Genomic DNA, 25,557 nt, shown 5'->3' on the forward strand with positions numbered 1-25,557 from the left:
GGTTCTACAGTCATCAACTGCGCAGAACCGGCTACTTCAATTAGGATGCCATGCTCGAAGCCCAGCCCCGCGCTGGGCTGGGCTTTTTTGTATGAGCAGGCAGCGACAGGAGAGAGTTGGGGGCTATCAGTCGTTCTTTGCCTGTCGCGGCCGCCAGAAAGAGACCAGCATCCAGCTGGGCATTCTTCCTTCCTGTTGCGTCATCCTTTCAACGAGTACATTTTCCTCAGCTGCGCCGGCGTGAGTGGACGAAGTTTCTGCGTCCTGCTTACGTCGATCCGCTTCTTCTCAGGCTTAACGCCTGGCGGATAATAATTCGCGAAATACTCAAAGTTGCCTTCACAGGTCTGCACAAGCCATGTGCCGAGGCGAACGCCGTTGCTTCCAAAGGTGGATAGGTACTCGTCCAATCGACTCACACAGCCGTCTTGGAAATCTGCTTTTATCAGACGTGCCCATTCCTGGGAGATTTCGTCATTGGCAGCGCCGGCAGTTGATGTCAGCAGAAAGGTGAGGGCAAGAGCTATTCGGCTCAGTGGGGGCATGACAGCAAGTCCTTTGCGTCTACGGGGGAGGGGCAGGTATCCATTTAACATCAGATTTCTTGCAACACAAAACCTAGCCCTGAGCTGGGCTTTTTCGTTTCCGCCCCCTGGGTGCTATCGTCTGCCGATCTCACAAGGAGCGGAATTTATGCGAGTTTTGATAGGGGCGGTGGCTTTGGCGTTGCTGGCGGGGTGCATGGCCCCGACGATGAACGAAGCTCGCAAGGAAGGGCCCTATAAGGTGCTGACCTCGAAAAAGTCCGATGCCGTGCTGGCTAAATGCGTTCAATACGAATGGCAAAACCAACCAATCTTCGGCGGTACGCCGGGTGCGACGCTTCAGTCGGGACGCGACGCCGGATACACAGTGTTCACTGAGGGTTCTCAGTACTTCGTTGATATCCAGCCAAAGAGCTCAGGCTCTGAGGCAAAGTATTACGTAGTGGTTGGCAACTGGATTGCCAGCTAACGACTGACCGCGTTACAGGGCTGCCTTTAGCGGCACATTAAATTGTTCAGGGCTCGCTTCGGCGGGCCTTTTATTACCCGGAGAAAAGAAAATGGCGGCACTTGCCATCAATTATCAGCCCATGACTACGATCCTGCTCTATAGCCAACTCCGACAGTTTGGGCGGTCCTTCCGGATGGCAGTGAGGACGCCAGCCGAGGCGGTGAAAGCCCTGCCCAAGTTGATCTTTGGCTTGCATGATATCTCCACTCGATTCAGCCTTGGCGCGCATATCACGCATCTGGAAGTCAATTTTTTCAACTCCTGCAGCTTCTCTGGCCATATCAAACCTTCTGCGTAACATCGCCTCCGTCATCGGAGTGTCATCTTCTGCCGCGATCAGCCGCGTCGAGCGGACTTTGTGTCCGGACTTCCGGGCCTTGATTCGATCAATCAAAACCTTCAGTTCACCGGTTAACTCGATACGCCGCTTGGCCTTCGTTTTTCCCAGCAGCACCCAGATCTGACCATCACGCACGTCTCGCTCATCCATGAGCTGAGTGTCTGTCACTCGCTGGCCTGTCAAATAGGCCAAATCCACCGCATCGCGTAGCCCGGCGTCGGCCTTGTCATGCACGCGCTGGAGCAGTTCGTCCTCGACAAAGGTGTCCCGGCCCGTCTCGTTGTTGCCTTTAATTCCGGAGCAGGTGGGGGCTGGGACGTGTAGCCATCCTCGTCTGGCGTTCCTGATACGCGGCCTTGATATTTGACTCTCTTGAGCAGCATTTCATGTGTCAGCGCATGTGGTTTCATGGGCGAACGCATCCTTGGCCGCTGTAGCGGCTGACTTGAAGGGGGAGGGGTCAAGTATTGCTACGCGAGTAATGCAGGTTGTGATTTGCTGTGTTTATATACAGTCTTGTTGCTCGCAAGAGGTTCGCATCAATGCTCCACCACCTTTCAATTGGCGTGAAAGATCTAGATAAATCCGGGCGGTTTTACGATGCAGCTTTGGAGGCACTTGGGTTCCGTAGGGTCTTCGAGGATGAAACCGCTATAGGGTATGGTGTCGAGGACGGGAAAGATAAGCTTTGCTTAAAGCTCTGTCCGAATGCGGTGGCTCCAGGTCCTGGTTTCCATTTGGCGTTCTCTGCTCTATCAAGAGGTGCTGTCGACTCGTTCCATCTAAGAGCTCTTAGCGCTGGAGGTACTGACAACGGAGCCCCGGGATTGCGCTCGCATTATGGTGAGCATTATTACGCAGCATTCTTGATCGATCCTGACGGTTATCGGGTTGAGGCTGTAATTAATCGAGCCGACACCGAAGCGTAATGCCGGTTGGAGCTACACCCCTTTCTGGTCTAAGTGCAGGTTGCTATAGCGGCTGACTGTTATGATTAAATGGGATTAATTCTTAAAGAAGGTTTGTGTTATGGAAAACGCATTCAAGCAGCCATTGTTTGTAGTGGGGATGACGCTACTTGCTGTAGGCATTGGCACTGCAAATGCTGGGTTTTGGATACCCGGGTGCGTTTTTATGATCATTGGCTGGACGCAAGGATCTAAGGGTTGAGGCGCGCCGTCTCGTCGATGCAGGCATCAATAGCCGGGCCCAGATTCTTGCCGTACTTCATGCTCCGATAGGGAGAGTGATATGGCTTGCGATGAATGCGAGGCGCTCAAGGGGCCAGGCGCAGAGGGCTACCCATATCCGCATTGGCATTTGACTGAGCTCGATAGCTCAACCGTCAATTTCAGCGGACACCCGAAGATAATCATCACGCACTATCGATGCACTGTGTGCCAAACATCATGGGTGTATACGGATGATCGAAACGACAGATTCAAATTCTGGGTTATGGCGTTGTAAGTGCAATAGGTGAGGGTGGGTCAGGCGATATCGCTATGACGATATCGGTCATGCGACTCGCTCAACCTTCACTGGAGTCCACTCCGAGAACCCAACCTTCGGTGCCTTCGTCTTCGGTTTCATGATCGGCTCGCCTTTGGCGTCGACCATCACTGACTTCGCCCCGATGTGCATGTTGCGGAACCTTAGGGTCTTGCGGGCCAGCTCAATGAACTGCTCGGCGTACTGCGGGGCGTCGAACATGGGCGAGAGCTGGCGAATCGTCCGCCCCATGATCTTCCCGGTGCGCTTTGCGAGCAGCTCCAGTCATTCAGCCTCTGGGATTGGCTCGATTCCGCCAGGGGCTTTTCTGGGATCTTCCGGGTGCTGGCCGTTTTCTTGCGAGCCTCGGTCTTGGCGACATCGAGGGTCATACCAAACACTGCAAAGGTGCTCATGGTTTATCTCCGTGCAGCCTCTGGCCTCGCCTGGGTGGCGTGATATGGGTTTGTGGGCTAATGCTTAAGGTCAGGTATAGAGCCGGATCCAAGGAGAAACTAATGACAGTTAATGCGAAAATCGACGCACTAGAACACTTGGTCGTAGCGCTGCTAAGAGAAGGGAAAAAGCGGCATGGAATAGAGCCTGACTCGATTTTTGAAAAAGCAGAAAGCTCCATCATGGGAAGCAACGGACCAGGGACAACTCATAAGGCGGAAGCAATGAAGGAGCTTAAGCATCTGAGATCGCTTCTCAGCTGATTTCTTTCGTCGCCTGCGGCGCTTGATGGCTGTGGTCGTTAGTGATCAGCCTTCAGCGCAATGGGTGAGGGCAGGTCAGGTTCGGCGAACTTCAAAGAAGCATGGCCTTGGCGCTGTCGAAATACTCTTCCGGGCGTTTAAAGGCCTGGTACTTCGCCTGGCTTCTGGTTGCGACCCATACATTCTCAACGTGGTGTCTGGCGTCTCCGATATCGTGCGTCACGTCGAACCAGTCGTAGTAATTGGCGGTCATGACCTGCCATTGTTTCAGCGGCGAGTCTCGGCCAGCTCGCCGTACTGCATTTCGTGCGTCGGGTGGTAGTTGCTGATCCGCTTCTTCGAGTCTTCGTCCAGTACCACGCCGATGTAATGGCCGCGATCTACCAGGATTACGCCAGGCTTAGCGTAGGCGATGACGTGGCGACCTACTTCGGCGGGCACCTGATAGTGCTGCCGGATGTATGCGCAGTTGTGGCTCATGAGGTGTTTCCAGTCAGGCGCCGCCCTTCAGACTGGATGCGACAAGGGGGGAGGACTTGGTGGCTGGTCTTCGGGTCTCGCAACTGGTGCGGACCCGAAGTGCTTCAGGTGTTTAAACTCGGATAATCTGCGTGACGTGCGGCTTGCCTTTAGTCGGTGCGTAGATTTCTACGATGGCTTTCCAGGATCCTGGCGAGCCCGGTAGCGTTGCTTCTGTTTGATAACGATAGTTGGTGCCATTTACGACTTGGCTCGAAACTTCTTTAGGGGTGTATTTCACACCAATGACTCCAGCTATCGCTTCCTCGAATACCTTCTTGTCTTCGGAAGTCAGTGGGTGGTAAGGGGTCCATCCACCAACGAAATGCTCTTGAGCTGTCATGAATTAAATCTCCATATTTAAATTCCTACTCGTCTGGCTTTTCGGAGTTCGCCCCGTTTATTCAATGGTTTCCGGAATCCATTTCCTGAAAAGTTTTCCGAGCATCCCTACTCCTATCATTGTGAAACCGGGTGCTTGGGAAAACACCGATACGAGCCTACTGCCGGTCCGGGGGAGTGTAGATCAGGAGTTAGGAGGATCAAGTCAAGGAAGCGCGAAAAAAATGGCCTTGATCTAGATACAACATCGACTACAACCCTCGCAACGATATGGCAAGGTCGACACTGCCCAGGGAAACCTGGCCACGGCCAAGGTCGGCCGGGACAATCTGGAAGCCCTGGCAGGAGAGCAGGGCCGAAAGCTGGGTGATCTGGTACTGACAGGCCAGATGTGGCTGTGTCCGCCTGGGCCACTGCCGGGCTGAAGAATACAGATAGCCTAGAGGTGAAGGTGCTGCTGGCCCAGCGCTGGCAGCAGATAGGATATGAGAGACAGTTAGCGGCTGCAGCCTACACATGCAGTCAAAGCTAGCTCCCTATACTCTAGTGATAGTGAACTGCACTGACCGCCGGCGTTGCTCCGTGGGACTGTTTCATAGTTGGTTCGGTTCGCGCCTGGCAAGGAGTCGCGGGCGGACTCTACTTTCTTATTGGTCTCAAAGATTCCAGTACATCGCTATGGGATGATTTTTGCGTTCGCTCAGCAGTGAACGCTCTTTACCGGTCCACGGATGGCGAGGCTGACATTGCTGGGCGAGCATCTTCATGGCCTTGGCCCCTTGTAGATATTCCATGCGAGGTAGAGCGTGGCGGAGGATCATGGCTGCACCTCGCGGCGTACCCACCAGCAGGCAGGGCCGTCATCTGTGTCATTGATCGACAGGTAGAACCAGCCATCACTACATGCTTTCGTAGGTGATACTCGTGGCTTCGTATCGCCAGGGTAGTGTGATTGGCTGAAGTCGGTAGGGTTCAACACAATAAGTTGAGGGCGGGTCAGGCGGCCTGCGGGTATCATGAAACATGAGCATCTGCGCCGCACTGTCGAGCCAATTGTACTGCTAAGTTCTGATTCCCCTGGTTAATGGAGCCAACCATCCAATGTTGATGAAACTCGCCCCGAAGAAAAAGAAAAGCCCCCGAAATTTTTATTGGTCGATAGGCGTGGTGGTGGTCATTGTGATCATCGGCCGTATTGTCTCGTTCAACTCGCAGAAAAAAGAGGCGGAGTACCTTACTCAACTTACCGCCTATTTTGACACTCTGACCCGAACCACTCTTCCCAAGCAGGTAGACTCAGCCACCACTCTAGAAAGCATTCGGCTTTTGTACGGCGACACGCTGTTCTATCGCTACCGAGTCAGCTTTGATACTGACAGCCTGGACTCGGCGCAAAAGGCCCACGGCCAACAGGAGCTTCAGCAAAAACTGGAAGCCTTGGCCTGCCGTGATCCTGAATTGATCAGTAATATGCGTAAGCACAAGATCTATCAGGAACATTCATATCAGGACGCGAAGTCCAACACGGTGTTCACGGTGTATATCCGGCCAACCGAGTTAAAGTGCTCGGTGTGATACTCCGCAGTGAGTAGGCACTGCTTCAAAAAACGTCCGAAAAAACTAGTGCATCGAAAATTTAAAGCCCATGCATTGGTTCAGTCATCACAAAAGTAGGCAATAGCCTCGTCGTGATCGGCAAATATATCGAATTAGGGGGCGGAGTAATCGAGCTATCTGCTGATAGCTGGGGCGGGCGCTGCGGAATCTGGCGCCATCGTCCGTGAAGTCGAATAGACCTGCTTGGCATCCTTTAGGACGCAACGGTCGCAGTTGCCTTCGAGTTTCCGGCCGTTGATTGTCGGCAGAATTAGGTCGAATGGCTGGCCTAGAAGTCCGTCGAGAGAGGCCCCGGGATTTCCGGTCACGCGGCTTTTGGTGCATCCCATCAGCCGATGATAGAGTCTCGCCAAATCACGATGAGGGATCAGCATGAAAATTATTGTAGGGGCATTGGCAATAGCTTTTTTGGCCGGGTGCGCATCGCCCCCGCCGTTGAATTTTTCCGTTCAGGGGCTCGAACCTTCCACCAGAAAGATTGATGCAGACTTAAAGTCCATATCCGTCTCGTTTGCTGGACCTTCCGAAACTCGCGGAGAAATACCTTCAAATGGAGAAGGTGTTCCTGGGCTGTGGGAGAGTTCCTTGAAAGAAGGTGTCAACCGGATCGCAGTCTTCGATGATGATTCAGCGCGGAAGGTGAACGTTTTTGTGAAAATCACAGAATTGGACATCCCCGGGGGCGGCGCTTCTATGACCACTAAAGCGAGTGCCATCTACCAAGTCGTAAACAGGAAAACAGGAAAGGTCATTTATGAAAGGGAGGTCTCAAATATTGGGACTGTATCTGGCACGTACGCATTTTATGGTGTTACGAGACTCAAAGAGTCCATAAATAGAGCGGTCCAGGAAAATATCCGCATTTTCCTTGATGCAATAAGCGTCGCCAATCTAGACGCTTAACTAAATTGCCACGGGTATCGGCCTATGAGCCCAGTGTCTCCACGCATGTGGGATACACGGATAAAAACTTAAAGGATTGCACCTGGATTTCCATTTGTGAAAAGCCCGCCACGAGCGGGTTTTTTTTGCCTGTGCTAAACCGGGTCAGGGCCAGATTCAAGATCGACAGTTGTGCGCGCCAGGCGGCATTCATCGCGAGGTCGAGAATGAGTTTGGCCAGTTGATTCGAATCGTCGACAACCTGAACTATGGAGTCTCCGACTTGGCTGCGACTTAGCCGGGGAGTTATCACTCTGCCAATGGTAATCCGAACACCAGAGCCCGTGCTCTTGAGGTGATTACCAACGATAGTCGATGTAGCCAAAACGGAGCAGGTCTCTAAATAGGATGGCCCGCCACCAGCATTCCTTCCTCCCAGCCCTGGGCGATCAACCACTCGCAGGGGACCGACTTCAGGGCGGTGTAGAGTGCTTGGGAAAGGGCTTCAAATATGGGCAATCAGCTGCTGTTGATACCCGCTTTCATCGACTAGTGCAGGGTATCTGCTGTCATCGATCAAAGAACGCAACTGCTGCGAATGACTAGATTGCCTGAGCGCAACCTGGCACTCGGCACCATCAAAAAATGCTCTCAGATGCGGCAGGGTCAAATGGAGTACCGCGGGCTCAATTTTCAGTGAGGCGGTAACGATGTCCAGTTGATCGGTTGGGTCTCGATACAGATCGATAACCAGGAAGCTTTCATTCTCAGTGGATGGATAGATGTGGACGTCGCCGGCGCCAACGGGGGTGTCGTCAAAGTAGGCGTCGTACAGCTCAGTAATGTTGAGCATGATTCCCATAGCTTTCAAAGCTGCTGCTAGATCTGCGTTAGGGATGTGCTCGTCTTCTATCCACGTGACGAAGTCGGGCATTGAGATACAGATGTCGAACTCATTGGCGCAGATGATCGGGCTCACTGTAAATAGATCCTGGTGGTGGCGGCCGGTAATCGTAACACCTTGATATGCGCTACCTCTCAACGCAGCTGTACAGCCACCAGTTGTGGCGCGGAAGAGGCGAGTGTGTGGTCTTCAGAAGCCGTTGGCGATTGTCAGGGCCAATTGTTCGTCAGTCACCAGAGGTGAGATGTAGGTCGCATGATAGTGACGAACTGCCTGCTCAAACTGTGCGCCGCGGGTCCCTCCATCCGAGCCGATAAACGCGAGTGCGTTGGCCTTGGCGAGTTTGAAAAGCATGGGGGCTTCTGTTGTCAGCACTGAGGTTCCTGCGGCGAGAAAGCTCGGTCCAACTGTAGTGATGAACAATGCATTATCGAAGGGGTTTGTGTTCCCCTCAGCGACGCCAGGATGGCGCTCGAGAAAATTTTCCATGAGCCCATTGATCACCGCTTCCTTGCAGGCCAGTTGAGGAGGGCGACGATAACAGGCTGGGTATTTGCCAGAAACAAGAAGCCCGGCGCTGGGCCGGGCTCTTGCATTAGTGGAGAGTCGTAATCCTGCGACTCTCTCCAATCCTGATCCGATCAAGCGCCCGGTTCAAGGCATCCAAGGCATTGAGGAGAGCTTGCGCCTCAGCTTCTCGACCATCCCCCCAAAGACGTTCTGCCATCTTATTCAAGGTCTGGATGGATCGCTCGATATCAGCAGCACTCGCTGCCTTGGCATCCGCCGACTGTTTCTTGGTCATTTAATAGCACTTCTGCAGGGCTTGAAGACTCACCCGAAAGGGGATTGGTCCCGGTTAAAGCTGCGCAGGCGAATCCCGTTGGGTAGCCGGTAAGCCTGTTTCATACGGAGCCGGTCATTGTGATTGATTGCCTACCTCTTCCTGCAACGTCCGTCATCGAATGGGGTGATTTCGCTCCATGTCTCAATGGAGGAAAGTTTAACACCTGGTTTGGTTGCCTTTGAGCATGTCGCCAACACCTTCAGCTAGCCACGTTGGCGCTACACCGCAAACGGAGATCATTTGCGCATAAATGCAGTCGCCTTCGATTTTACACGCTTGAGGTCCGGTATTTCCCTGGACCGAGATGCCCACGCAACCGAGGCGTGCGCAGCTGTTCAGAACCTCGGTATTTGTCGAGGCCTTTTCGCCTCTGGAGTACAGCAATACGGATCGCGCTAGACTGCGAGCCAGCGGAAAACTAGCCAGGGATGTCGTCATCATGAACAGAGGGTTCTATCGTGCGGATCAGCGCCTGCCCCTAAGTCCTTCGTATTCGTTGGCCCAAGGCCTGGTAAAAGTCTGCGGCGTTGTGGTGCTCAAGGAACCGCGGTTATCCCCGGTGGATGGCTTGCCCTGTGCGGGATACTCGCTGCAGATCCAGGAGAGCTACCGTGATAGAGCGGACAAGGACGCATGGCGGACGGTGTTTACCGACGCACAATGCAGTGACTTTGCCCTGAAGGATGCTCACGGCACGGTGGATATCCTCGCCGAAGGTATTGAGCTGTTCTCAGGCCAGGTACCGCAATTGGGCGACTACCGCTACACCGCAGGTCCTGGCCAACAGCAAGGTGAACTCCTGCTCAGCGAAGGCCTGGAGGTGGTGGTGATCGGGACAGTGATGCGGCGTAACGGCAAACCCGTGATTGCCCGGGGTGAGCACGCCGGTGCGGTGTTTGGTGTAGAACGGCTGCGCAATGTAAACAACCATCGTATTGCCGTCCCGGCGTGGCGTGCCCTCGGTTGGGGTAGCGCCTTGGTAGGGTTGTTCAGCTTGGCGCTGCTGGTTATTGATCCGGCGCAATGGGCGCAGTGGCAGTTGCCCAGCCGCGAGACGTTCCAGCAGATGGCTGCATTGGGCCCATTCCACGAATGGCTGGCGTTGCTGTATCAGCGCCAGGGTTCATCGTTGCCGTTGATGGCGGCTTTCGGCTGGACGGGCGTGGTTTTTGTGCTGATGTGTGCTGCCCGGTTGTTCCTCTATCGAGAGAGCCACAGGGTGGTGCAGCCCATACTTATCGCGTGGTGGGTGGTTGGGGTGATGGGGGGTGGTCTGGTGACCTGGGCACTGGTGATGCTTGAGTTCGATCCGTTCAAGATCTTTTTGATCTGGCTGAGCGTGATCGTCACGGCCCTGGTTTTCTCTATCTCCCAGCAACGGGCCTTGCGGGCACTGCTGGCAAGTATCCTCAAGACCGAGTCGCCCTAAGGAAACGCTCCCTCCCTGATCCATATCACCCAATAGCTAGATGCGGCAATTCGAAAGCTACCGCCGGCCCCTGACGCCATCCAACTGACCGGGCCGGGCGCTCTGGTGAACCACCGCTACTGATTATCGATTGAACCGCTCGACCAGCGAGTACTGGGTCGCTGCGGTTCTGCTCAGCTCTTTGCTCAGGTCTGTCGATTGGTGCGCCTGTTCCGAGGTTTGATCGGCCAGTTGCGCGATGGTGGTGATGTTGCGACTGATTTCCTCAGCCACCGCGGTTTGCTCTTCAGTAGCAGCGGCTATCTGGGTGGTCATGTCGGTGATATGGGCCACGGCTTCACTGATGCCGATCAGGGCCTTGTCTGCCTCAAGCACCCAGGCCACTCCTTCTTCGGCCTGGCGCTGGCCGCTCTCCATGGTCTGCACCGCGTTGCCAGATGATGCCTGGAGCTTGGTGATCAGGTCATGGATCTGGGTGGTGGATTGTGAAGTGCGCTGTGCCAATTGACGAACCTCATCGGCCACCACGGCGAAGCCCCGACCCGTGTCACCAGCGCGCGCGGCCTCAATGGCGGCATTGAGTGCCAGCAGGTTGGTCTGATCGGCGATGCCTTGGATCACATCAACGACGGTTCCGATTTCATCACTGTCCCTGGCCAGTTGTGCCACCGACAGGCCTGTCTCACCGACAACGGTGGAAAGACGCTCGATGGCTTCGCGGGTGTCTCTGGCGACATCGCGGCCGCGACCGGTCAGCAAGTTGGCTTGTTGGGTGGCATCGGCGGTGCGCTGGACGTGGCTGGCGACCTCCTGCGTGGTTGCCGCCATCTGGTTGACTGCGGCCGAGACCTGTTCCGTTTCGACTCGCTGGCGATCAATGCTGTTTGAGCTGTCAGTGGCCAACAGGTCGGATTGACCGGCCAGTGCGCTGAGTTGTTCGGCGGTGTCTTGCAGGCGTGTGAGGCAGGTCTTCAGGCGCGCGGCCTGGCTGATGAAGGCGGTGTCCAGGCGGGCCTGGGTCCCGCGCTGATCGCTGTACATCTGTGCGATCAAGGCGTCGGAGGTTGAGGGCTCGGCGCTCTGCAACAAGCGTCGGGTGCCGCGCTGGTGCCAGCGCGAGGAGAGCAGGCCGACCGGCACAGATACACCTGCGGCTACAGCCATTGCTACTGGAGTGCTAAAGAACACGTTGCTCAGGGTACCTGCCAGGCCCATGGCCAGGTACGGCAGGCAGTCTTGCAGCACAGGCTGCCAGCTATCGCGGCGGGGAATGGCCGGTTGGCCCTGGCTGATGCGCTTGTAGAGGGACTGCGCGCGGCGTATCTGATTCGCTGTCGGTTTGACCCTGACCGACTCAAAGCCCGTCACTTGGCGGCCATCGAATATTGGCGTGACGTAGGCATTGACCCAATAGTGATCGCCATTTTTGCTGCGGTTCTTGACGATGCCCATCCATGGTCGGCCTTGCTTGAGTGCGCTCCACATGTGGGCAAAAACGGCCGGGGGGACATCGGGATGACGGACGATGTTTTGCGCTGCGCCAATCAGATCGGCTCTATCAAAACCACTGATCTCGACGAAGGCGTCATTGCAGTAGGTGATGACGCCACGAGCATCGGTGGTCGAGATCAGTTGTTGTTGAGGTGCCAGTGAGATCTCGCGTTGGGTAACTGGCTGGTTATTTCTCATTCCGATTTATCCCTGGTTGCTTCAGAGGGTCATCGGCTGGCGCTTGAGGAAAGTTAGCCTGTTTTTATAAAAAACACATATATAACAATGACTTGCATTAAGGTTTTGAGTTTTTCGAGGCGATCTGGCGGGGAGATTCAGATGAGCGAGGAGAGGGGGGAGAGGTTGCTGGAGTCGCTAAACACAGACCGCGTTGCGAACGCAGCGATCCATTTCGTTGGGCAATATGCGCTCTGCTTTGTGAGCAATTCGTGAAAAGTCTGTTGAGGGTTTGAAGGCGCTCTGTCACCTCTTGATCGAGCGCCAGGCCAGTCCACCCCCTTCCTGACTCGCGTAGGGAAAGCGCAGGATCCAGCCACTGTGGTCTTTGAGGGTGATAGGCCCGGCAATGGTTTTGTTGCGCGCGGGACAGGGGCGCAGGTCTTCATGGGCCTGGGCATCTACCCCGGTCTTTGGCAGTGGGCGCATGAGCAGGGCCGCCAGCAGGCTGATGAATGGCAAGGAGCAACTGATCAGCAACCATCTGGAGGCCGAGCGGCCGCGCCAGTTGGCGGCCAGCGCGGTCAGCCCAGCGCAGGATGAGCCAGAGAGAAAGAGGGATGCCTAAGGTCAGGTTCTGATGCTTGATGGTCGGGAGTGAGTCGTGCCTGGAGCATGCTATCGATTTTGTTGCCGGGCGCAGGATCAGCGTAGCCCCGGGTCGGGCTGCACCAGATGCCGCCAGGGGAAGATCTGCCGGGAGAAGTGTTGTACGTATCCGCCGGTAGTGGCCTGAATGACCATGAACTGCAGCCCGGGTCGAATGGCTTGTAGTGCTTCAAGCTGTTCCAGGCTCAGGCAGGTATTGCGCAAGCGCAGCACCCGCAGTAGCTCGCAGGCCGGGCTGGAGAACAGTTTTTCATAGGCCGCGAAGGGGGTGACGGCCTGTGTTTCGCGGTTGTTCGACCAGGTCTGCTGCAGTTCGCTCGACTCGGTGAAATCCAGGCTGATCAGCCCTGGAAGATTGTCCGAAACGGCCAGGTTATCGATGAAGCCTTGGGTATCGGAGCCGCCTGCAACACGCAGTAATGCAAGGTGCGGCAGATCGACCTGGAAGAAGCTTGAGTCGGGAGCATTGGGCAGGGTCAGTTCGCCCAAGTGAGGCGCCTTTGCCACGAATCGAGCGATCTCTCCTGCCTCCTCCATGATGCTGCCGGCCTTTTGGATCAACGAGACATTGTGGTCCTGCGGTTCGGTCGGGCGAATCGACAGTGACCTGAGCCTGGGGAAGGTCACGCGGCTGTCCAGCAGTGGAGTGAACTCCCATTCGCGGGTGCCGTTTGCACCTTCATCCGGCCCGCAGAAAGCCAGGGAACTGATGATACTCGCCACGTCCTGTTCCGCCAGGCAATCCAGGGTCCAGGCAAAGGGTTCATCCCATAGTTCGCCGTGAAACTCCACATGCAGTCCGTCGCGCATGGGGGCTAGGGCCAGGTAGTTGTAGTCACTGATCCACAGCGGCCCTGTCGGGTTGTCGAGATTGTCACCCCTGTCGCCTGCCTGAGTTCTGGTGAACTCATGAATGCGTTGCTGCAGAGCCAGCAAGCGCAGGTAACCGGGTGAAGACAAGGGGCTGGGCATCGGCTGAAATCCGCAGTAGGAGGTGTGGTCGGGCCGGCGGCATGGTGCCGTCTGGGCGACGTTGGCAGAGACTGATGATAACCAATCAATCTGCTTGTGTCGGCTTCGGGCCAGCGTTGAGCCGTGGATGTTTTGATCGCCAGTAAAATTGTGTCTCATCACCCCGGCTCGCTCAATTGCCTCGACCTCCAATGTCCCGGATGTTGGGACCCCCGGGCTCTGGTTCGCCGGCCGCTGGTGGGCCAGATGCGTGCCTCTGGACGGGGGGGTATTGCCCTCCGTACCACTCAGTCGAATACCGTGCGCAACCGCGTGGCTGTCAACGGAGTGGTTTACAAAGCCCCGGTCGGCCTGGAAGTCGGAGCCACAATCAAATGCAAATCCCTTGGGTGTGGCATCAGTATTCAGGTGCGCAAATGCTCAGCGCGTTGTGCGGTGCCCGGCTCAATCGCGGTGTTGAGCCGAGCAGTGGATCAGCGATGGGTGACCGACAGCTGGCTGATGATGCAGATCGAGCCGTCGTCCGCCGGGGTGTTGGTGTTGAAGTCGATCTGGTTGTAGATCCCGCCATGGAAGTCGAAGACCTGGCCGCTCCAGGACGCATCCAGCGCCTGTGGCGGAGAGCTTGCCGACTTGCCGTTGCAACTGGCACTGACGCTGATGAGCCCACTGGAGGTGCTGTGGATACTCACTAGGAACAAGGCTCCGAGAGCTACGCCACTGAGCAGCAGGACTGGGGTCGGGTCGGCCCCGTTGAAGCTCTTGCGCAAGGCGAAGGTCAACGAAGCCTTGTCCCAGAACACCTTGACGGCCGGGTTCACGTCATTGCGCACATGCATTTGTGCAATCACCACTTTTTTCGCGGAGTTGACCTTGGTCAGGCTCATCTGTTGCTGGTTCCAATGATCCGAGGCGCTACCCAGCGACCAGTATCCGGACTCCTTCCATTCGCAGCGGGTTCGCTGGGTGCTCTTGCTCGAGGCTCCCCGGGTGGGAGCGCAAAGTTGTATCGAGCCATCTGACAGGCGGGTGATCACGCTTGGGCACTGAACCAGGGCCGCGTTGCCGTTCAATTCCAGGGCCACCGGGTTGGTGGTTGAAGTGGGCAGTGGGGTGGCGATATCGAGTGCGCTGATGTCTACAGTCATGACGGTCATCCTTGTAGTGAAACACGCTTGAGATGGACGCCTGGATGTTCTTGGTTCTTGGTGGGCGCTGTCAGTTGGAGGTTATTCCCAGGGCCGGCAGGGTGAGGGCCCTGTGCCGGGCCTGCCATGGGTACTGACCGGAAGGCGTGGCACGAGGTGCTCAATGCTCAAGATGCAGGTGCCGATGCCTGAACTAAAAATAGCCTTGAAAGTCCCATGGGCATCATTTACGGACTTGAGGAAATACTGTGAAAACTCGTCTTGCAACGCTCTGCGCCGCGGCTCTGGCCTTGACCTTGCCGATTCTCGCTGGGGCTGCGACCCAGGCCGCGGTGGCAGAGCCGGCGTATCAAAGCCAGGTGGCGCGCTATCAGTGCGAGGGCAAGGTGCGTATCGATGCGGCCTACCTGAATATCGACAACGGCTCCTCGTTCGCCACGCTGTACTACAAGGATCAGCTGATCCCCATGCACATTGCCCGTTCGGCTTCAGGCGCCCTGTATGTGGCAGAGGATGAGCAACACAGCTTTCGCTGGCACACCAAGGGCAAGATGGCCGTGCTGTCGTTCATGGAGGCTGATCACACTGCCGAGGAACAAACGCTGCTCAAGGACTGCAAAGAGATCGATCCTCAGTAACTCTCCCGCATCGCGCTTTCTTTCAGGCAAAAAAAAGCCCGCGGGAGAGAGCGGGCGAACGTAGTTGCTTGAATGAGCAAAGTGACTATACACAGCTGGAATCGGCGCCTGGATGAAAGAACTTTCATCTTCGACCCAGGTGCCTCGGCGCGATTCAATACCGCTTTGTTCAGGCTATCCGGCAGCGGGTTGGCTCAGGCAAAAGGTTGCCCGTGAGAGCCCCTGGACAGAGTTTTGTCGATAAACCCCGAGCCGGGTCGGATCTGTTCTAACCTGAAATGGCAAGTCAAAATCCCTTCAGGAAGAGAGGTGGGCATGGCAACACAACAGCAACGCCCTTATGAGCATGAACGCAGCGATGAAACGGCGCAGTGCGAGGTTGAGCACGAGGAGCCGCCACCGCAAACCTGGAAACATCCGGACGATGGCAAGAGCCTGTCGGAACTCGACGAAGAACGTCCCCTGAAGCCCTGACCGACAGCCCCGCTCCCGAGCGGGGCTTGTCGTTTGTGACGAGTGCTGGCAGTCGCGATGGCTGAGCATCGCGGCGGCTCTGTTACCATTGCCTGCTTTTTCGCCCCCGCAAGTGGGGGCGGTCTGTCCATTCAAGGGAAACATTCATGATTGTCACCACCACCGCCCACATTGAAGGCCGGGAAATTGCTGCCTACCTGGATATCGTCAGCGCCGAGTCTGTGCAGGGGATCAACGTGGTCCGCGACCTGTTCGCCGGTATGCGCGATTTCTTCGGTGGTCGCTCCCAGACCCTGGAGCGCGCCTTGAAGGAGGCCCGGATCCAGGCCACCGATGAAATCAAGGCGCGCGCCCGTCAGTGCAACGCCGATGCGGTGGTTGGCCTGGACTTCGAGATCAGCATGCCTTCAGGGCGCGGCGGCATGGTGGTGGTGTTTGTCACCGGTACCGCAGTCAAGCTCAAGTAGTCTTCAACCCGCTACTGCTGTTCAGCTCCCCATCGGGGTGCACAGTTCCACCAGGGTGCCGTCCGGGCAACGTACATAGGACACCGTCTGCCCCCAGGGTTTGCTGTTGGGGGCGGCGAGCTCACGGGCGCCCTGTTGCAGCGCCCGGGCATGGGCGGCGTGAACGTCTTCGGTGACCAGTCCCAGCTCCATGCCCAAGGGTTGCGGCGAGGAGTGGGCGGCGACGTGCCCTGTCTTGAAGTTCATTTGCGCCAGGGCGTGGTCGGCGAAGGCCAGGGTGGTGCTGCCGGTTTCCAGCTCGCCATAGCTGCCGGACTCGTGAAGAAAACGTCGCTTGAAACCGAAGGCCTGCTCAAAGAACCGCAAGGAGCTCTCGACCTCGGGAACATAGATGATGGTATAGCCGAATCGCATGGGTTGATCTTCCCTGTCTATTGATAAGAGGGCGAAAATCTAGCATGCATTCGTCGCTCGGGAAGGCCTTTGCTGTAAGGCCTTGTTTCATTGTCGATACTCCTCGAAGTGCCAGCCCTGCGCCGACCATTCCAGCCTGTGGGTCGGCTCCAGGGCCTGGAGAAAGTCCTGGTCGTGGGATGCCACCAGCAACGCCCCGGGAAAGCCGCGCAGGGCCTGTTCGAAGGCCTGCACCGACTCCAGATCCAGATGGTTGGTGGGCTCATCGAGCAGCAGCAAGCGAGCCGGATTGCCTCCCCACAACGCCAGCGCCAGGGCCGCTTTCAAGCGTTCTCCGCCGCTCAACAGCGCACAGGGTTGCTGCACTCGCTGTGCATCCAGCTGCAGGCGCGCCAGGCGGGTGCGCAAAGCGCCTTCCTCCAGCGTGTCGGTGGTGCCCAGTTGATCCAACAACGAACGTTCAGGGTCCAGTTGCACCAGGTGCTGATCCAGGTAAGCGCAAGCCACCATTACCCGAGATGCTCCGCTCAGAGGTTGTAGCTGGCCGGCGAGCATCTTCAGCAAGGTGGATTTGCCACAGCCGTTGGGACCGACCAAGGCAATGCGTACCGGGCCGGTGACGGTGCAGGTCAGGTAGGACGCCGGCGACCGACTGTCCAGCCAGGGCAGTTGCGCCTGTAGCAGGTTGAACACCGGTTGGCCCGGGTGCAGGGTGGTCGCAGGCAGGGTGAGCAAGGTCGCTTGCTCAGGGGTGACTCGAGCGTAGGCGTTGCGTACCTGGTCGTCGAGTGCGCTCTTGTGCAGCTGATGGCTGTGGCGCACCTGGCCCATGATGTTCCTGGCAGCGCCCAGTAGCTTGGCTCGCTCAAAACCGGAGACATTGGCGGTCTTGGCCGATTTGCGCGAAGCGGCGGCGTGGCGCTGGATGGTGTCGTGCTCCTGTTGCAGGCGCCGATGTTCGCGACTGCGCTGGTTACGGGCGTGCTCCAGAGCGGCCTGCGCCGCTTCGTTGTGGGCCTGGCGCTGGGCCTGGAACAGGGTGTAGTTGCCGCCATAGACCTGGGCACCCAAAGGGCCAAGCTCGACAATCCGTTGCACCTGCATCAGCAACTGCCGGTCATGGCTGACCAGAATCAGGCCGCGGTGCCAGTGGCGCAATTGCTCCATCAGCCAGCGGCGTCCGGCGCGATCCAGATGGTTGCTGGGTTCGTCGAGCAATAACAGGTCGGCGTCACTGAGCAGGGCGCCGATCAGTATCACCCGGGCCCGTTGCCCACCGCTCAGGGGCGCGACGGGATCGTCCGGCTCCAGCTGTTCCAGGCCGGCGGCATCCAGTGACTGGCGCAGGCGTTCGGCCAGATCCCAGCGCTCATTCACTTGCTGCAGATCCTCCAGGCTGGCCGTGCCGGCGGCCAGGCGTTCCAGGGCACACAAGGTCGCGGCAACGCCCGCGAGCTCGGCGACACTCTGCTCGGAATGCGTCGACGAGTCCTGGGGCACATAGGCCAGGCGCGCGTTGCGGTTGATGCTGCCGGAAGAAGGTTGCAGTTCGCCGGCAATCAGCCGCAACAGCAGGGATTTGCCCATGCCGTTACGCCCGACGATGGCCGTGGGCTGGCGGTCGAAACTCAGGTTCAGGGTGTTGATCAGGATTTCGCCATCGGCGAATTGGTAAGTCAGCTGGTTCAGGGAAACCAGCGCAGGCAGCCGTGTGACGTGAGTCATCAGCACCTCCGGAAAATGTGGGGACAGGCCAACGAGCGCTTGCAGGGCTCGTCGCGGATACATTTTGGAAGGCTTAGTTGTTCACGTCGGCAATCATCCTGGGACGGGAAAGAAGGCGCGTAGCCTAACGCCGGGATGCGGTACCTGACAAGGGGCGATGTGTTTACGCGAGGACCGCCACCGCCTTGATCTGGGCCCAGAGCCGTTGGCCGGGATGCAGCTTGAGCTGGTCCCGGGAGTAGCGGGTGATACGCGCCAGCAATGGCGTGCCGGCGGCGTCCAGGCGTACCAGCACATGGGCAGCGTTGTCCGCCGGGATCTCGTCGCTGACCGTCACTGGCAGGCGGTTGAGGATGCTGCTGTGTTCACTGGCTTGCAGGCTCAGGCTGACGTCCCGGGCCTGGACCTTGAAGCGCAGGGACTTGCCTAGCGCCACGGGCCCATGGGCCACGCGTATGTTCAGCTCGCTGCCAGGCAGTTGCAGGGCCAGCAATTGGTAGGCCTCGTCGTAGTGGCTGACCTGCCCCTCGACCACCACGCCGGCGTCATCACCCAGGGCCAGAGGCAGGTCCAGGCGTGCCAGGGTTTCGCCGATGGGGCCGCTGGCCAGCGCCCGGCCGTCGCTGAGCAGGACGATGTGGTCGGCCAGGCGCGCCACCTCATCCTGGGAATGACTGACGTACAACACCGGGATGTCCAGTTCGTCGTGCAGGCGTTCCAGATAGGGCAGGATTTCACTTTTGCGTTTTGAGTCCAGGGCTGCCAGGGGCTCATCCATCAGCAGCAATCGCGGACTGGTGAGCAGGGCTCGGGCGATGCCGATGCGCTGGCGTTCACCGCCCGAAAGGTGTTGCGGATGGCGTTGCAGCAAGTGGCCGATTCCCAGCAGCTCGGTGGCTTGGGCCATGTCCACCCGACGTCGTGCCCTGGGGATGCGGCGCAGGCCGAATTCCAGGTTGGCCTGTACGGACAAATGCGTAAACAGGCTGGCTTCCTGGAAGACATAACCCAGGGAGCGCTTGTGAGGCGGGACGAAGAGCTTGCGCTGGCTGTCTTGCCAGACTTCGTCGTTGACCTGGATCCGCCCGCGTCCGGCTTTTTCCAGGCCGGCGATGCAGCGCAGGCAGGTGGTCTTGCCCGAGCCCGAGTGGCCATACAGCGCAGTGACGCCGCGCCCCGGCAGTTGCAGATCGAGGTCCAGGGCGAAGTCGTGGTAGCCCAGCTGCAGTTTGACGTGAATACTCATCGATTCAGCTCCAGCCGGCTTTGGTCTTGCGGCTGGAGTACAGCGCCAGCAGCACCAGGAACGAGAACACCAGCATGGCTCCGGCCAGCCAATGGGCCTGGGCGTATTCCATGGCCTCGACGTGGTCGTAGATCTGCACTGAGACCACCCGGGTCTTGTTGGGGATGTTGCCGCCGATCATCAGTACCACGCCGAACTCGCCGACGGTGTGGGCGAAACCGAGGATCGAAGCGGTGATGAAGCCCGGCCGTGCCAGGGGCAGGATCACCGTGAAGAAGGTGTCCCAGGGATTGGCACGCAAGGTGGCGGCCACTTCCAGCGGGCGGCTGCCAATGGCGGAAAAGGCGTTCTGCAGCGGTTGCACCACAAACGGCATGGAGTAGATCACTGAACCCAGCACCAGGCCGCTGAAGCTGAAGGTCAGGGTGCCCAGCCCCAGGGACTGGGTGAGCTGGCCAAAGAAACCGTTGGGCCCGAGGGCCAGCAGCAAGTAGAAACCGATCACCGTGGGTGGCAGTACCAAGGGCAAGGCCACCACGGCGCCGATCGGGCCGCGCAGCCAGGAGCGGGTGCGCGACAGCCACAAGGCAATCGGAGTGCCGATGACCAGCAGGATCAACGTCGTCAGGGACGCCAGTTTCAGGGTCAGCCAGATGGCGGAAAAATCGGCACTCGACAGGCTCATTTACAGTTGGTAGCCGTAGGATTTGATGATCGCGGCGGCTTTTGGCCCCTTGAGGTAGTCAACCAGTGCCTTGGCGGCCGGATTGTCCTTGCCCTTGTTGAGGATCACGGCGTCCTGCTTGATCGGGTCATGCATCTGGGCAGGGACGATCCAGGCCGAGCCGCCGCTGACTTTGCCGTCCTTGTAGATTTGCGACAGGGCGACAAAGCCCAGTTCGGCGTTGCCGGTGGAGACGAACTGATAGGCCTGGGTGATGTTCTGGCCTTCAACGATCTTGTCCTTGACCTTATCGGTCAGGCCCAGCTTGGCCAGGACCTGGGTGGCGGCCAGGCCATAAGGCGCGGCTTTCGGGTTGGCGATGGACAGGTGCTGGTACTGGTTGTCCTTGAGCACCTGGCCTTGGCTGTCGACGTAACCGTCCTTGGCCGACCACAGGGCCAGGGTGCCGATGGCGTAGGTGAAGCGCGAGCCCTTGACGATGTCACCTTCGCTTTCGAGTTTTTGCGGGGTGCTGTCGTCGGCGGAGAGGAAGACTTCGAACGGCGCGCCATTCTTGATCTGGGTGTAGAACTGCCCGGTAGCGCCGTAGGCCGCCACCAGCTTGTGCCCGGTGTCTTTTTCGAAGTCGGCGGCGATTGCCTGGATCGGTGCCGTGAAGTTGGCGGCTACCGCCACTTGGACTTCATCGGCCTGGGCCGAGCCGAAGGCGAATAGGGCAAGCAGGGTAGCGAGGCAAGTCGGGGCAAAACCTGAGGCGCGAAGGTTCATCAAACAGCTCCATGGGGGAAAGGAAGCGTTGGGCAGTGAGTTATTGGAAGGAGGCTGCACCAAGGCGAGGGGGAATCGCTGTATATCGGAATATATAGCGAATTGCCGATGAACGGAACTCTGTTGCCGGCCTTCGTTGCAGGTGGCCGCGAGCGCCTTCGCGGCCACCTTGAATCAGCGTCTGCGCAGTTGTGCCAGGGCCTGTTCGGCCAAGCGCAGGGTCAGCTCGTAGCTCGGCAGTTCGACCCCCAGGCGCAATGCTTGCCCGGACCACAGATTGGCAAAGTCTGCCTCATCCTTGGCCCGCAGCGGCATCAGCGCGCCGCCGGCCCGGGGGAAGGCCGGAGCCAGTGGGCTGATGGGGCCGATTTCGCGCATCACCCGGTTGATGATGCCCCGGGCCGGGCGTCCGGTGAACAGGTTGGTCAGCGCGGTCTCGCTTTCCTTGGCGTTGCGCAGGGCCCGGTGATGGGCGGCACTGATTTTGGCTTCCGGAGTGAACAGGTAGGCAGTACCCAGTTGGGCTGCCGATGCGCCCAGGGCCAGCGCTGCGACAATGCCCCGGGCATCGCCGATACCGCCGGCGGCGATGACCGGCACGTTCACCGCATCGACGACCTGCGGCACCAGGGCCAGGGTGCCGACCTGGCTGTTGAGGTCATCGCTGAGGAAGATCGCCCGGTGGCCGCCGGCTTCGTAGCCCATGGCGATGATCGCGTCGCAACCACGCTCTTGCAGCCACAGGGCTTCATCAACGGTGCTGGCCGAGGACAGAATCTTGGCCCCGGTGGCCTTGACCCGGGCCAGTAACGTCGGTTCCGGCAGGCCGAAGTGAAAGCTCACCACCTCGGGCCGCAGCTCCTCCACCAACAGACAGCTGCTTTCATCGAAGGGCGCACGGGCGCTGACCGGGGTCGGCGCGTCGAAGTCGGCTCCCAGTTCGCGGTAATAGGGTTCCAGGGCGTTCTTCCAGCGGGTTTCCAGCTCGCTATCGACGGGCTGCGGCTGGTGACAGAAGAAGTTCAGGTTCAGCGGGTTGTGGGTGGCCGAACGGATGGCCTGCACTTCCTGGCGAATCTGCTCGGGGCTGAGCATGGCGCAGGGCAGGGAGCCCAGGGCGCCGGCTTGGGAGGCGCCGATCACCATGGCGGAGCCGGTGGCCCCGGCCATCGGTGCTTGAATGATCGGCAGTTCGATGCCCAGCAGATCGAGAAGGCGGCTATCAGTCCATTGGCTCATTTGAAATTACCCTCCGACGGCAGAATGAGACGGTGCAGCGCAGGGTTTTATCAGGAGAGGGCGGCTCAAGGCCAGCTGACTTTGCCCGGCCAGGCTAAAAAGAACGGCGGTTTGCCATTGACGGAAAGGGTTGCAGGGTAGCTGTCGGCAGCCCCCGTGTAGCGCTAGACTGCGGCGGATATTCTCACTCATTGCTGCATAAGGAAGGCTGACCATGGATGTAAAACTGCGCGAAGTGCTGCCTTTCAGCGTTGCAGGATTGCAAGTGCGTACCCGCAATGCGGCAGAGCAACAGGCGGACAGCGCGAAGATCGGGCCGATGTGGCAGCGTTTCTATATCGAGGACCTGTACGACAAGATCGCGCCCAGGCAGGCGGACTCCTTCGTCTATGGCGTCTACTCGAATTACGAATCCGACGCCTCCGGGTACTTCGATGTAACCGCTGGTGCGGCTGTAGAGGGTTCCTGCGCCGATTATCCGAATGTCGACATCCAGGGCGGCGACTACCTGATGTTCAGCGCCAAGGGCGCAATGCCCGATTGCGTGATCCAGACCTGGGGCCTGATCTGGGCCTATTTCCAGGACAACCCGCAGGTTCGCCGGGCCTTCGCCACTGATTTCGAGGTCTATACCAGCGCCGATTCGGTGGCGATCTACATTGGCGTTCAGCCCTCGGACGCGCTTTCCCGTTCCAGCAACTGACGTTTGCGTTCCACACCCCAGCGGTAGCCCGAAAGGTTACCGTCGCTGCGTACCACGCGGTGGCAGGGAATTGCCACTGCCAGGCTGTTGGCGGCACAGGCCTGGGCTACGGCACGCATGGCCTTGGGCGCGCCGATGCGCTGGGCGATCTCGGCGTAGCTGGCGGTGCTGCCGGCGGGAATGCTCCTCAGGGCCTGCCATACCCGTTCCTGGAATGCCGTGCCACGCAGGTCCAGGGGCAGGTCCAGGCCAATCGCCGGGGCCTCGATAAAACCCACCACCTGGGCGATCAAGCGTTCGAAGTCAGCATCGGCACCGATCAGGTTGCCCCGGGAGAATTTGTCCTGCAGTTGTTCCACCAGCTGGTTTGGATCGTCTCCCAGAAGGATGGCGCAGACCCCTCGGTCGCTCTGGGCCACCAGGATCGCTCCCAATGAACACTGGCCCACGGCAAAGCGGATGTCGGTGTTATGACCTCCGGCGCGGTAGTCGCTGGGCTTCATGCCCAGCACCTGGTCCGCCGATTCGTAGAAGCGGCTGTTGGAGTTGAAACCCGCATCGTACAAAGCGTCGGTTACCGAGTGGCCGCGCTCCAGGTGCGAACGGACCTTGCGTGAGCGCTGAGCGTTGGCGTAACCCCGGGGAGTCAGGCCGGTGGCGGCCTTGAACACTCGGTGGAAGTGATAGCTGCTGATGCCGGCGTGCTGCGCCAGTTGCTCGAGGCTGGGGGGCGTCTCGGCGTTCTCGATCTGTCGGCAAGCGGCTGCTACTAGCGCCGCATGTTGTGCCGCGACCTGGGTCTGATCGCTGGCCTGGCGCTTGCTCGGGCGATAGCCTGCCGCCTCGGCCTGTTCGGCATTGTCGAAGAACTCGACGTTTTGTGCCTTCGGCAGGCGCGACAGACTGCTGGGGCGACAGTACACGCCGGTGGTCCTGACGCCGTAGACAAAAGTCCCGTCGGCGCTGGCGTCGCGCTTGAGCACGGCTTGCCAGCGGGGATCCTGTTCGATGCGGTGTTTGCGCGACGGGGCATTCATGATTGTTACTCGGCAAGCAAGGGTGGCCAGCTTAGGCTGGCGGTGGCTGATTCGCACTCCGGGCCTTGCGGTTGAACTCTAGGTTTCAGCCAGCCAGGCGAAATGTCAGGTTGATCCGCTGCTGGCCCAGTTGGGGATGATTGCCGTCCTTGAGCGGCAGCACCCCGTGATAACGCAGGCGATCCACGCCACCCCAGACCACCACATCACCGTGCAGCAGCGGCACGCGCTGGCTCTGGTCGCTGCGCTGCTGGCCGCCGAACAGAAAGATCGCCGGCAGGCCCAGGGACAAGGACACGATGGGGGCGTTGAAGTCGTGCTCGTTCTTGTCCTGGTGCAGGGACATCTTCGCGCCGGGTCGGTAGCAATTGATCAGGCAGGAGTCGGGGGTGAACCGGCTGAAGCCTGCGGCATCCGCTGCGGCCTCGGCCAGTTGCCGAAACACTTCGGGCATCGCCGGCCAGGGCCGCAGGCTCTGTGGGTCGATCCGGCTGTAGCGATAACCACTGCGGTCGGTGGTCCAGCCCCATTGTCCGCAACTGCTCAGCCCCACCGACATGCTGAAGCCGCCCGGCGTCACCATATGGCGAAACGGCGCTGCCGCCAGTACCTCGTCGAGTCTTGGCAGCAGGCGCTCGATCCAGGGCAGGGCAAACCCGCGCAGCACCCAGGCCTGAGGCCCCAGCGCGTCGCTGCGTGCTGGCTGCTGTAGGTCGCTTTCGCTGAACAGTCCGAGGCTGGAAGGCTCGGTATCGCTACAACGCATCGTGAAAAATCACTCCAAGGGTGTGGCGCCGGCCACTGAGTATGCGGCTGACACCATGGCGCAGGGTCACTCGATAGGGGCCGCGGGAACCGCTGACCGGTCGATGATGCACGGCGAATATCAGCCCATCACCCTGCTTCAGACCAATGACCTGAGGCCGTGATTGCATGCGTGGGCGTTGCTCGGTGAGCACCAGTTCGCCGCCGGTGAAATCCGTCCCAGGTTGCGACAACAAGAAGGCCGCCTGCAAGGGAAACACATGCTCGCCGTACAGGTCCTGATGCAGGCAGTTGTAATCCTCGGCGCCGTATTGCAGCAACAGTGGCGTGGGGCGTTGCTGTCCGGCGGCATGGCAGCGCTGGAGGAACGCCGGATGTTGCGCCGGGTAGCGTATATCGATGTGCATCGCCTGGTTCCAGCGGTTGGCCTGGTTTACCAGGCGCCGATAGAGCAACTGGCGCAACTCGGCCACCAGGTCCGGCAGCGGGTAGCGAAAGTACTGATATTCGCCGCGACCGAAACCATGGCGGGCCATGATCACTTTCGAACGGAACAGCTCGGGGTGCTGATACAGCTGGCTCATGGACTGGCATTCATCCACGCTCAGCAGGCCTTCGAGACGGGCGCAGCCGTCCTGGTCGAGGGCCTGCTCGATGCCTCCCCAATCCAGCTGTTGCAGGCGATCATGTAGCGAGAGTGCGGGCATGGCACGGGTGTCCTGGACAAGAAGCAATCCTGGCCAGTCTAGGTGCCAGGTGTCTGGTGAACACTCCGTTGCTTGCGCTTGAATCTGCC

The 25,557-nt window shown here is 58.7% G+C and carries 29 protein-coding genes and 5 pseudogenes; 11 read left to right on the plus strand and 23 right to left on the minus strand.

From position 1 onward, the window contains the following. Positions 1–200 precede the first annotated feature (200 nt). Positions 201–545 (minus strand): hypothetical protein, encoded by a 345-nt coding sequence (locus tag GV818_RS13895; protein ID WP_161776812.1) that lies wholly within the window; start codon positions 543–545, stop codon positions 201–203. 148 nt (positions 546–693) lie between these two features. On the opposite strand from GV818_RS13895, the gene GV818_RS13900 reads away from it, so the two are divergent. Together GV818_RS13900 and GV818_RS34460 are read left to right on the plus strand one after the other, a co-directional pair. After that, positions 694–1,014 (plus strand): hypothetical protein, encoded by a 321-nt coding sequence (locus GV818_RS13900; protein WP_161776813.1) that lies wholly within the window; start codon positions 694–696, stop codon positions 1,012–1,014. Positions 1,015–1,105: 91 nt separating this feature from the next. Continuing rightward, positions 1,106–1,228, plus strand: a pseudogene (locus tag GV818_RS34460) (tail assembly protein); the annotation flags it as partial. On the opposite strand, the pseudogene GV818_RS35005 reads toward GV818_RS34460, so the two are convergent. Beyond that, positions 1,229–1,708 (minus strand): annotated as a pseudogene (locus GV818_RS35005) (tyrosine-type recombinase/integrase); the annotation flags it as partial. 230 nt (positions 1,709–1,938) lie between these two features. Between GV818_RS35005 and GV818_RS35010 the strand changes: the two are divergent. Beyond that, positions 1,939–2,325 (plus strand): VOC family protein, encoded by a 387-nt coding sequence (locus GV818_RS35010; protein ID WP_161776814.1) that lies wholly within the window; start codon positions 1,939–1,941, stop codon positions 2,323–2,325. A gap of 586 nt (positions 2,326–2,911) precedes the next feature. On the opposite strand, the gene GV818_RS34470 is transcribed toward GV818_RS35010, so the two are convergent. After that, positions 2,912–3,136 (minus strand): hypothetical protein, encoded by a 225-nt coding sequence (locus GV818_RS34470; RefSeq protein WP_161776815.1) that lies wholly within the window; start codon positions 3,134–3,136, stop codon positions 2,912–2,914. 266 nt (positions 3,137–3,402) lie between these two features. Here GV818_RS34470 and GV818_RS13920 point away from each other — a divergent pair, with 266 nt between their 5' ends. Continuing rightward, positions 3,403–3,603, plus strand: coding sequence for a hypothetical protein (locus GV818_RS13920; RefSeq protein WP_161757203.1), 201 nt, complete (start codon positions 3,403–3,405; stop codon positions 3,601–3,603). A 75-nt stretch (positions 3,604–3,678) separates the two neighbouring features. Here the strand turns inward: GV818_RS13920 and GV818_RS13925 are convergent. Together GV818_RS13925 and GV818_RS13930 are read right to left on the minus strand one after the other, a co-directional pair. Continuing rightward, positions 3,679–4,083 (minus strand): annotated as a pseudogene (locus tag GV818_RS13925) (hypothetical protein). A 112-nt stretch (positions 4,084–4,195) separates the two neighbouring features. After that, the gene (locus tag GV818_RS13930) at positions 4,196–4,465 is read right to left on the minus strand and encodes a hypothetical protein (protein ID WP_161776816.1); all 270 of its coding nucleotides are present in this window, start codon (positions 4,463–4,465) and stop codon (positions 4,196–4,198) included. A 1,100-nt stretch (positions 4,466–5,565) separates the two neighbouring features. Here GV818_RS13930 and GV818_RS13935 point away from each other — a divergent pair. Beyond that, complete coding sequence (locus GV818_RS13935; RefSeq protein WP_161776817.1) at positions 5,566–6,039, plus strand: hypothetical protein; 474 nt, start codon at positions 5,566–5,568, stop codon at positions 6,037–6,039. A 134-nt stretch (positions 6,040–6,173) separates the two neighbouring features. On the opposite strand, the pseudogene GV818_RS35015 reads toward GV818_RS13935, so the two are convergent. Further along, positions 6,174–6,347: pseudogene (locus GV818_RS35015) on the minus strand (phosphoadenosine phosphosulfate reductase family protein); the annotation flags it as partial. 106 nt (positions 6,348–6,453) lie between these two features. On the opposite strand from GV818_RS35015, the gene GV818_RS13940 reads away from it, so the two are divergent. After that, on the plus strand, positions 6,454–6,984 hold the full coding sequence (locus tag GV818_RS13940; protein ID WP_178124901.1) for a UDP-N-acetylglucosamine acyltransferase: 531 nt from the start codon (positions 6,454–6,456) through the stop codon (positions 6,982–6,984). Between the two features lie 484 nt (positions 6,985–7,468). On the opposite strand, the gene GV818_RS13945 is transcribed toward GV818_RS13940, so the two are convergent. The 4 genes and pseudogenes from GV818_RS13945 to GV818_RS13960 all read right to left on the minus strand — a co-directional run. After that, on the minus strand, positions 7,469–7,942 hold the full coding sequence (locus tag GV818_RS13945; protein ID WP_161776818.1) for a hypothetical protein: 474 nt from the start codon (positions 7,940–7,942) through the stop codon (positions 7,469–7,471). Positions 7,943–8,056: 114 nt separating this feature from the next. Next, complete coding sequence (locus GV818_RS13950; protein ID WP_306108698.1) at positions 8,057–8,356, minus strand: DUF2388 domain-containing protein; 300 nt, start codon at positions 8,354–8,356, stop codon at positions 8,057–8,059. A 106-nt stretch (positions 8,357–8,462) separates the two neighbouring features. Next, positions 8,463–8,672, minus strand: a complete 210-nt coding sequence (locus GV818_RS13955; RefSeq protein WP_161776819.1) for a hypothetical protein — start codon at positions 8,670–8,672, stop codon at positions 8,463–8,465. 38 nt (positions 8,673–8,710) lie between these two features. Then, positions 8,711–8,803, minus strand: a pseudogene (locus tag GV818_RS13960) (XRE family transcriptional regulator); the annotation flags it as partial. Positions 8,804–9,153: 350 nt separating this feature from the next. Between GV818_RS13960 and GV818_RS13965 the strand changes: the two are divergent. Further along, on the plus strand, positions 9,154–10,143 hold the full coding sequence (locus GV818_RS13965) for a hypothetical protein (protein ID WP_161776820.1): 990 nt from the start codon (positions 9,154–9,156) through the stop codon (positions 10,141–10,143). A gap of 123 nt (positions 10,144–10,266) precedes the next feature. Here the strand turns inward: GV818_RS13965 and GV818_RS13970 are convergent, their stop codons facing one another. From GV818_RS13970 to GV818_RS13985, 4 genes are all read right to left on the minus strand, one after another. Further along, positions 10,267–11,832, minus strand: coding sequence for a methyl-accepting chemotaxis protein (locus tag GV818_RS13970; RefSeq protein WP_161776821.1), 1,566 nt, complete (start codon positions 11,830–11,832; stop codon positions 10,267–10,269). 285 nt (positions 11,833–12,117) lie between these two features. Next, positions 12,118–12,333 carry a hypothetical protein gene (locus GV818_RS13975; RefSeq protein WP_161776822.1) on the minus strand — a complete coding sequence of 72 codons (216 nt, stop codon included), beginning with the start codon at positions 12,331–12,333 and terminating at the stop codon, positions 12,118–12,120. A gap of 183 nt (positions 12,334–12,516) precedes the next feature. Continuing rightward, positions 12,517–13,452, minus strand: coding sequence for a hypothetical protein (locus GV818_RS13980; RefSeq protein WP_161776823.1), 936 nt, complete (start codon positions 13,450–13,452; stop codon positions 12,517–12,519). 473 nt (positions 13,453–13,925) lie between these two features. Next, positions 13,926–14,600, minus strand: a complete 675-nt coding sequence (locus tag GV818_RS13985; protein WP_161757190.1) for a polysaccharide lyase family 7 protein — start codon at positions 14,598–14,600, stop codon at positions 13,926–13,928. 248 nt (positions 14,601–14,848) lie between these two features. On the opposite strand from GV818_RS13985, the gene GV818_RS13990 reads away from it, so the two are divergent. From GV818_RS13990 to GV818_RS13995, 3 genes are all read left to right on the plus strand, one after another. Further along, positions 14,849–15,238 (plus strand): MliC family protein, encoded by a 390-nt coding sequence (locus tag GV818_RS13990; protein ID WP_161776824.1) that lies wholly within the window; start codon positions 14,849–14,851, stop codon positions 15,236–15,238. A gap of 315 nt (positions 15,239–15,553) precedes the next feature. Then, entirely contained in the window at positions 15,554–15,712 is a 159-nt protein-coding gene (locus tag GV818_RS34120) for a hypothetical protein (RefSeq protein ID WP_178124902.1), read from the plus strand. Between the two features lie 146 nt (positions 15,713–15,858). After that, positions 15,859–16,179: a YbjQ family protein gene (locus tag GV818_RS13995; RefSeq protein WP_161757188.1), complete on the plus strand. Its 321-nt coding sequence runs from the start codon at positions 15,859–15,861 to the stop codon at positions 16,177–16,179. A gap of 21 nt (positions 16,180–16,200) precedes the next feature. On the opposite strand, the gene GV818_RS14000 is transcribed toward GV818_RS13995, so the two are convergent. The 6 genes from GV818_RS14000 to GV818_RS14025 all read right to left on the minus strand — a co-directional run bounded on the left by GV818_RS14000 (position 16,201) and on the right by GV818_RS14025 (position 22,256). Continuing rightward, positions 16,201–16,593: a VOC family protein gene (locus tag GV818_RS14000; RefSeq protein ID WP_161776825.1), complete on the minus strand. Its 393-nt coding sequence runs from the start codon at positions 16,591–16,593 to the stop codon at positions 16,201–16,203. 87 nt (positions 16,594–16,680) lie between these two features. Continuing rightward, a complete protein-coding gene (locus GV818_RS14005; RefSeq protein ID WP_161776826.1) occupies positions 16,681–18,318 on the minus strand; it encodes an ATP-binding cassette domain-containing protein in 1,638 nt (545 codons plus the stop codon). A 163-nt stretch (positions 18,319–18,481) separates the two neighbouring features. After that, a complete protein-coding gene (modC, locus tag GV818_RS14010) occupies positions 18,482–19,564 on the minus strand; it encodes a molybdenum ABC transporter ATP-binding protein (RefSeq protein ID WP_161776827.1) in 1,083 nt (360 codons plus the stop codon). 4 nt (positions 19,565–19,568) lie between these two features. Beyond that, positions 19,569–20,249, minus strand: a complete 681-nt coding sequence (gene modB, locus GV818_RS14015) for a molybdate ABC transporter permease subunit (protein WP_161757184.1) — start codon at positions 20,247–20,249, stop codon at positions 19,569–19,571. Next, positions 20,250–21,017 (minus strand): molybdate ABC transporter substrate-binding protein, encoded by a 768-nt coding sequence (gene modA, locus GV818_RS14020; RefSeq protein ID WP_161757183.1) that lies wholly within the window; start codon positions 21,015–21,017, stop codon positions 20,250–20,252. It lies immediately after the preceding gene. A 174-nt stretch (positions 21,018–21,191) separates the two neighbouring features. Continuing rightward, positions 21,192–22,256: an NAD(P)H-dependent flavin oxidoreductase gene (locus GV818_RS14025; protein WP_161757182.1), complete on the minus strand. Its 1,065-nt coding sequence runs from the start codon at positions 22,254–22,256 to the stop codon at positions 21,192–21,194. A 214-nt stretch (positions 22,257–22,470) separates the two neighbouring features. On the opposite strand from GV818_RS14025, the gene GV818_RS14030 reads away from it, so the two are divergent. Beyond that, entirely contained in the window at positions 22,471–22,959 is a 489-nt protein-coding gene (locus GV818_RS14030; RefSeq protein WP_161776828.1) for a GyrI-like domain-containing protein, read from the plus strand. On the opposite strand, the gene ada is transcribed toward GV818_RS14030, so the two are convergent. From ada to GV818_RS14045, 3 genes are all read right to left on the minus strand, one after another. Beyond that, entirely contained in the window at positions 22,923–23,996 is a 1,074-nt protein-coding gene (gene ada, locus GV818_RS14035; protein WP_161757180.1) for a bifunctional DNA-binding transcriptional regulator/O6-methylguanine-DNA methyltransferase Ada, read from the minus strand. The genes GV818_RS14030 and ada overlap by 37 nt on opposite strands. 85 nt (positions 23,997–24,081) lie before the next feature. Next, positions 24,082–24,762: a DNA oxidative demethylase AlkB gene (alkB, locus tag GV818_RS14040; protein ID WP_161757179.1), complete on the minus strand. Its 681-nt coding sequence runs from the start codon at positions 24,760–24,762 to the stop codon at positions 24,082–24,084. After that, positions 24,752–25,468, minus strand: coding sequence for a 2OG-Fe(II) oxygenase (locus GV818_RS14045; protein ID WP_161757178.1), 717 nt, complete (start codon positions 25,466–25,468; stop codon positions 24,752–24,754). The genes alkB and GV818_RS14045 overlap by 11 nt, the downstream gene beginning before the upstream one ends. Between the last annotated feature and the right edge of the window lie 89 nt (positions 25,469–25,557).

This window comes from Pseudomonas sp. Fl4BN1, assembly GCF_009908285.1.
Lineage (GTDB): Bacteria > Pseudomonadota > Gammaproteobacteria > Pseudomonadales > Pseudomonadaceae > Aquipseudomonas.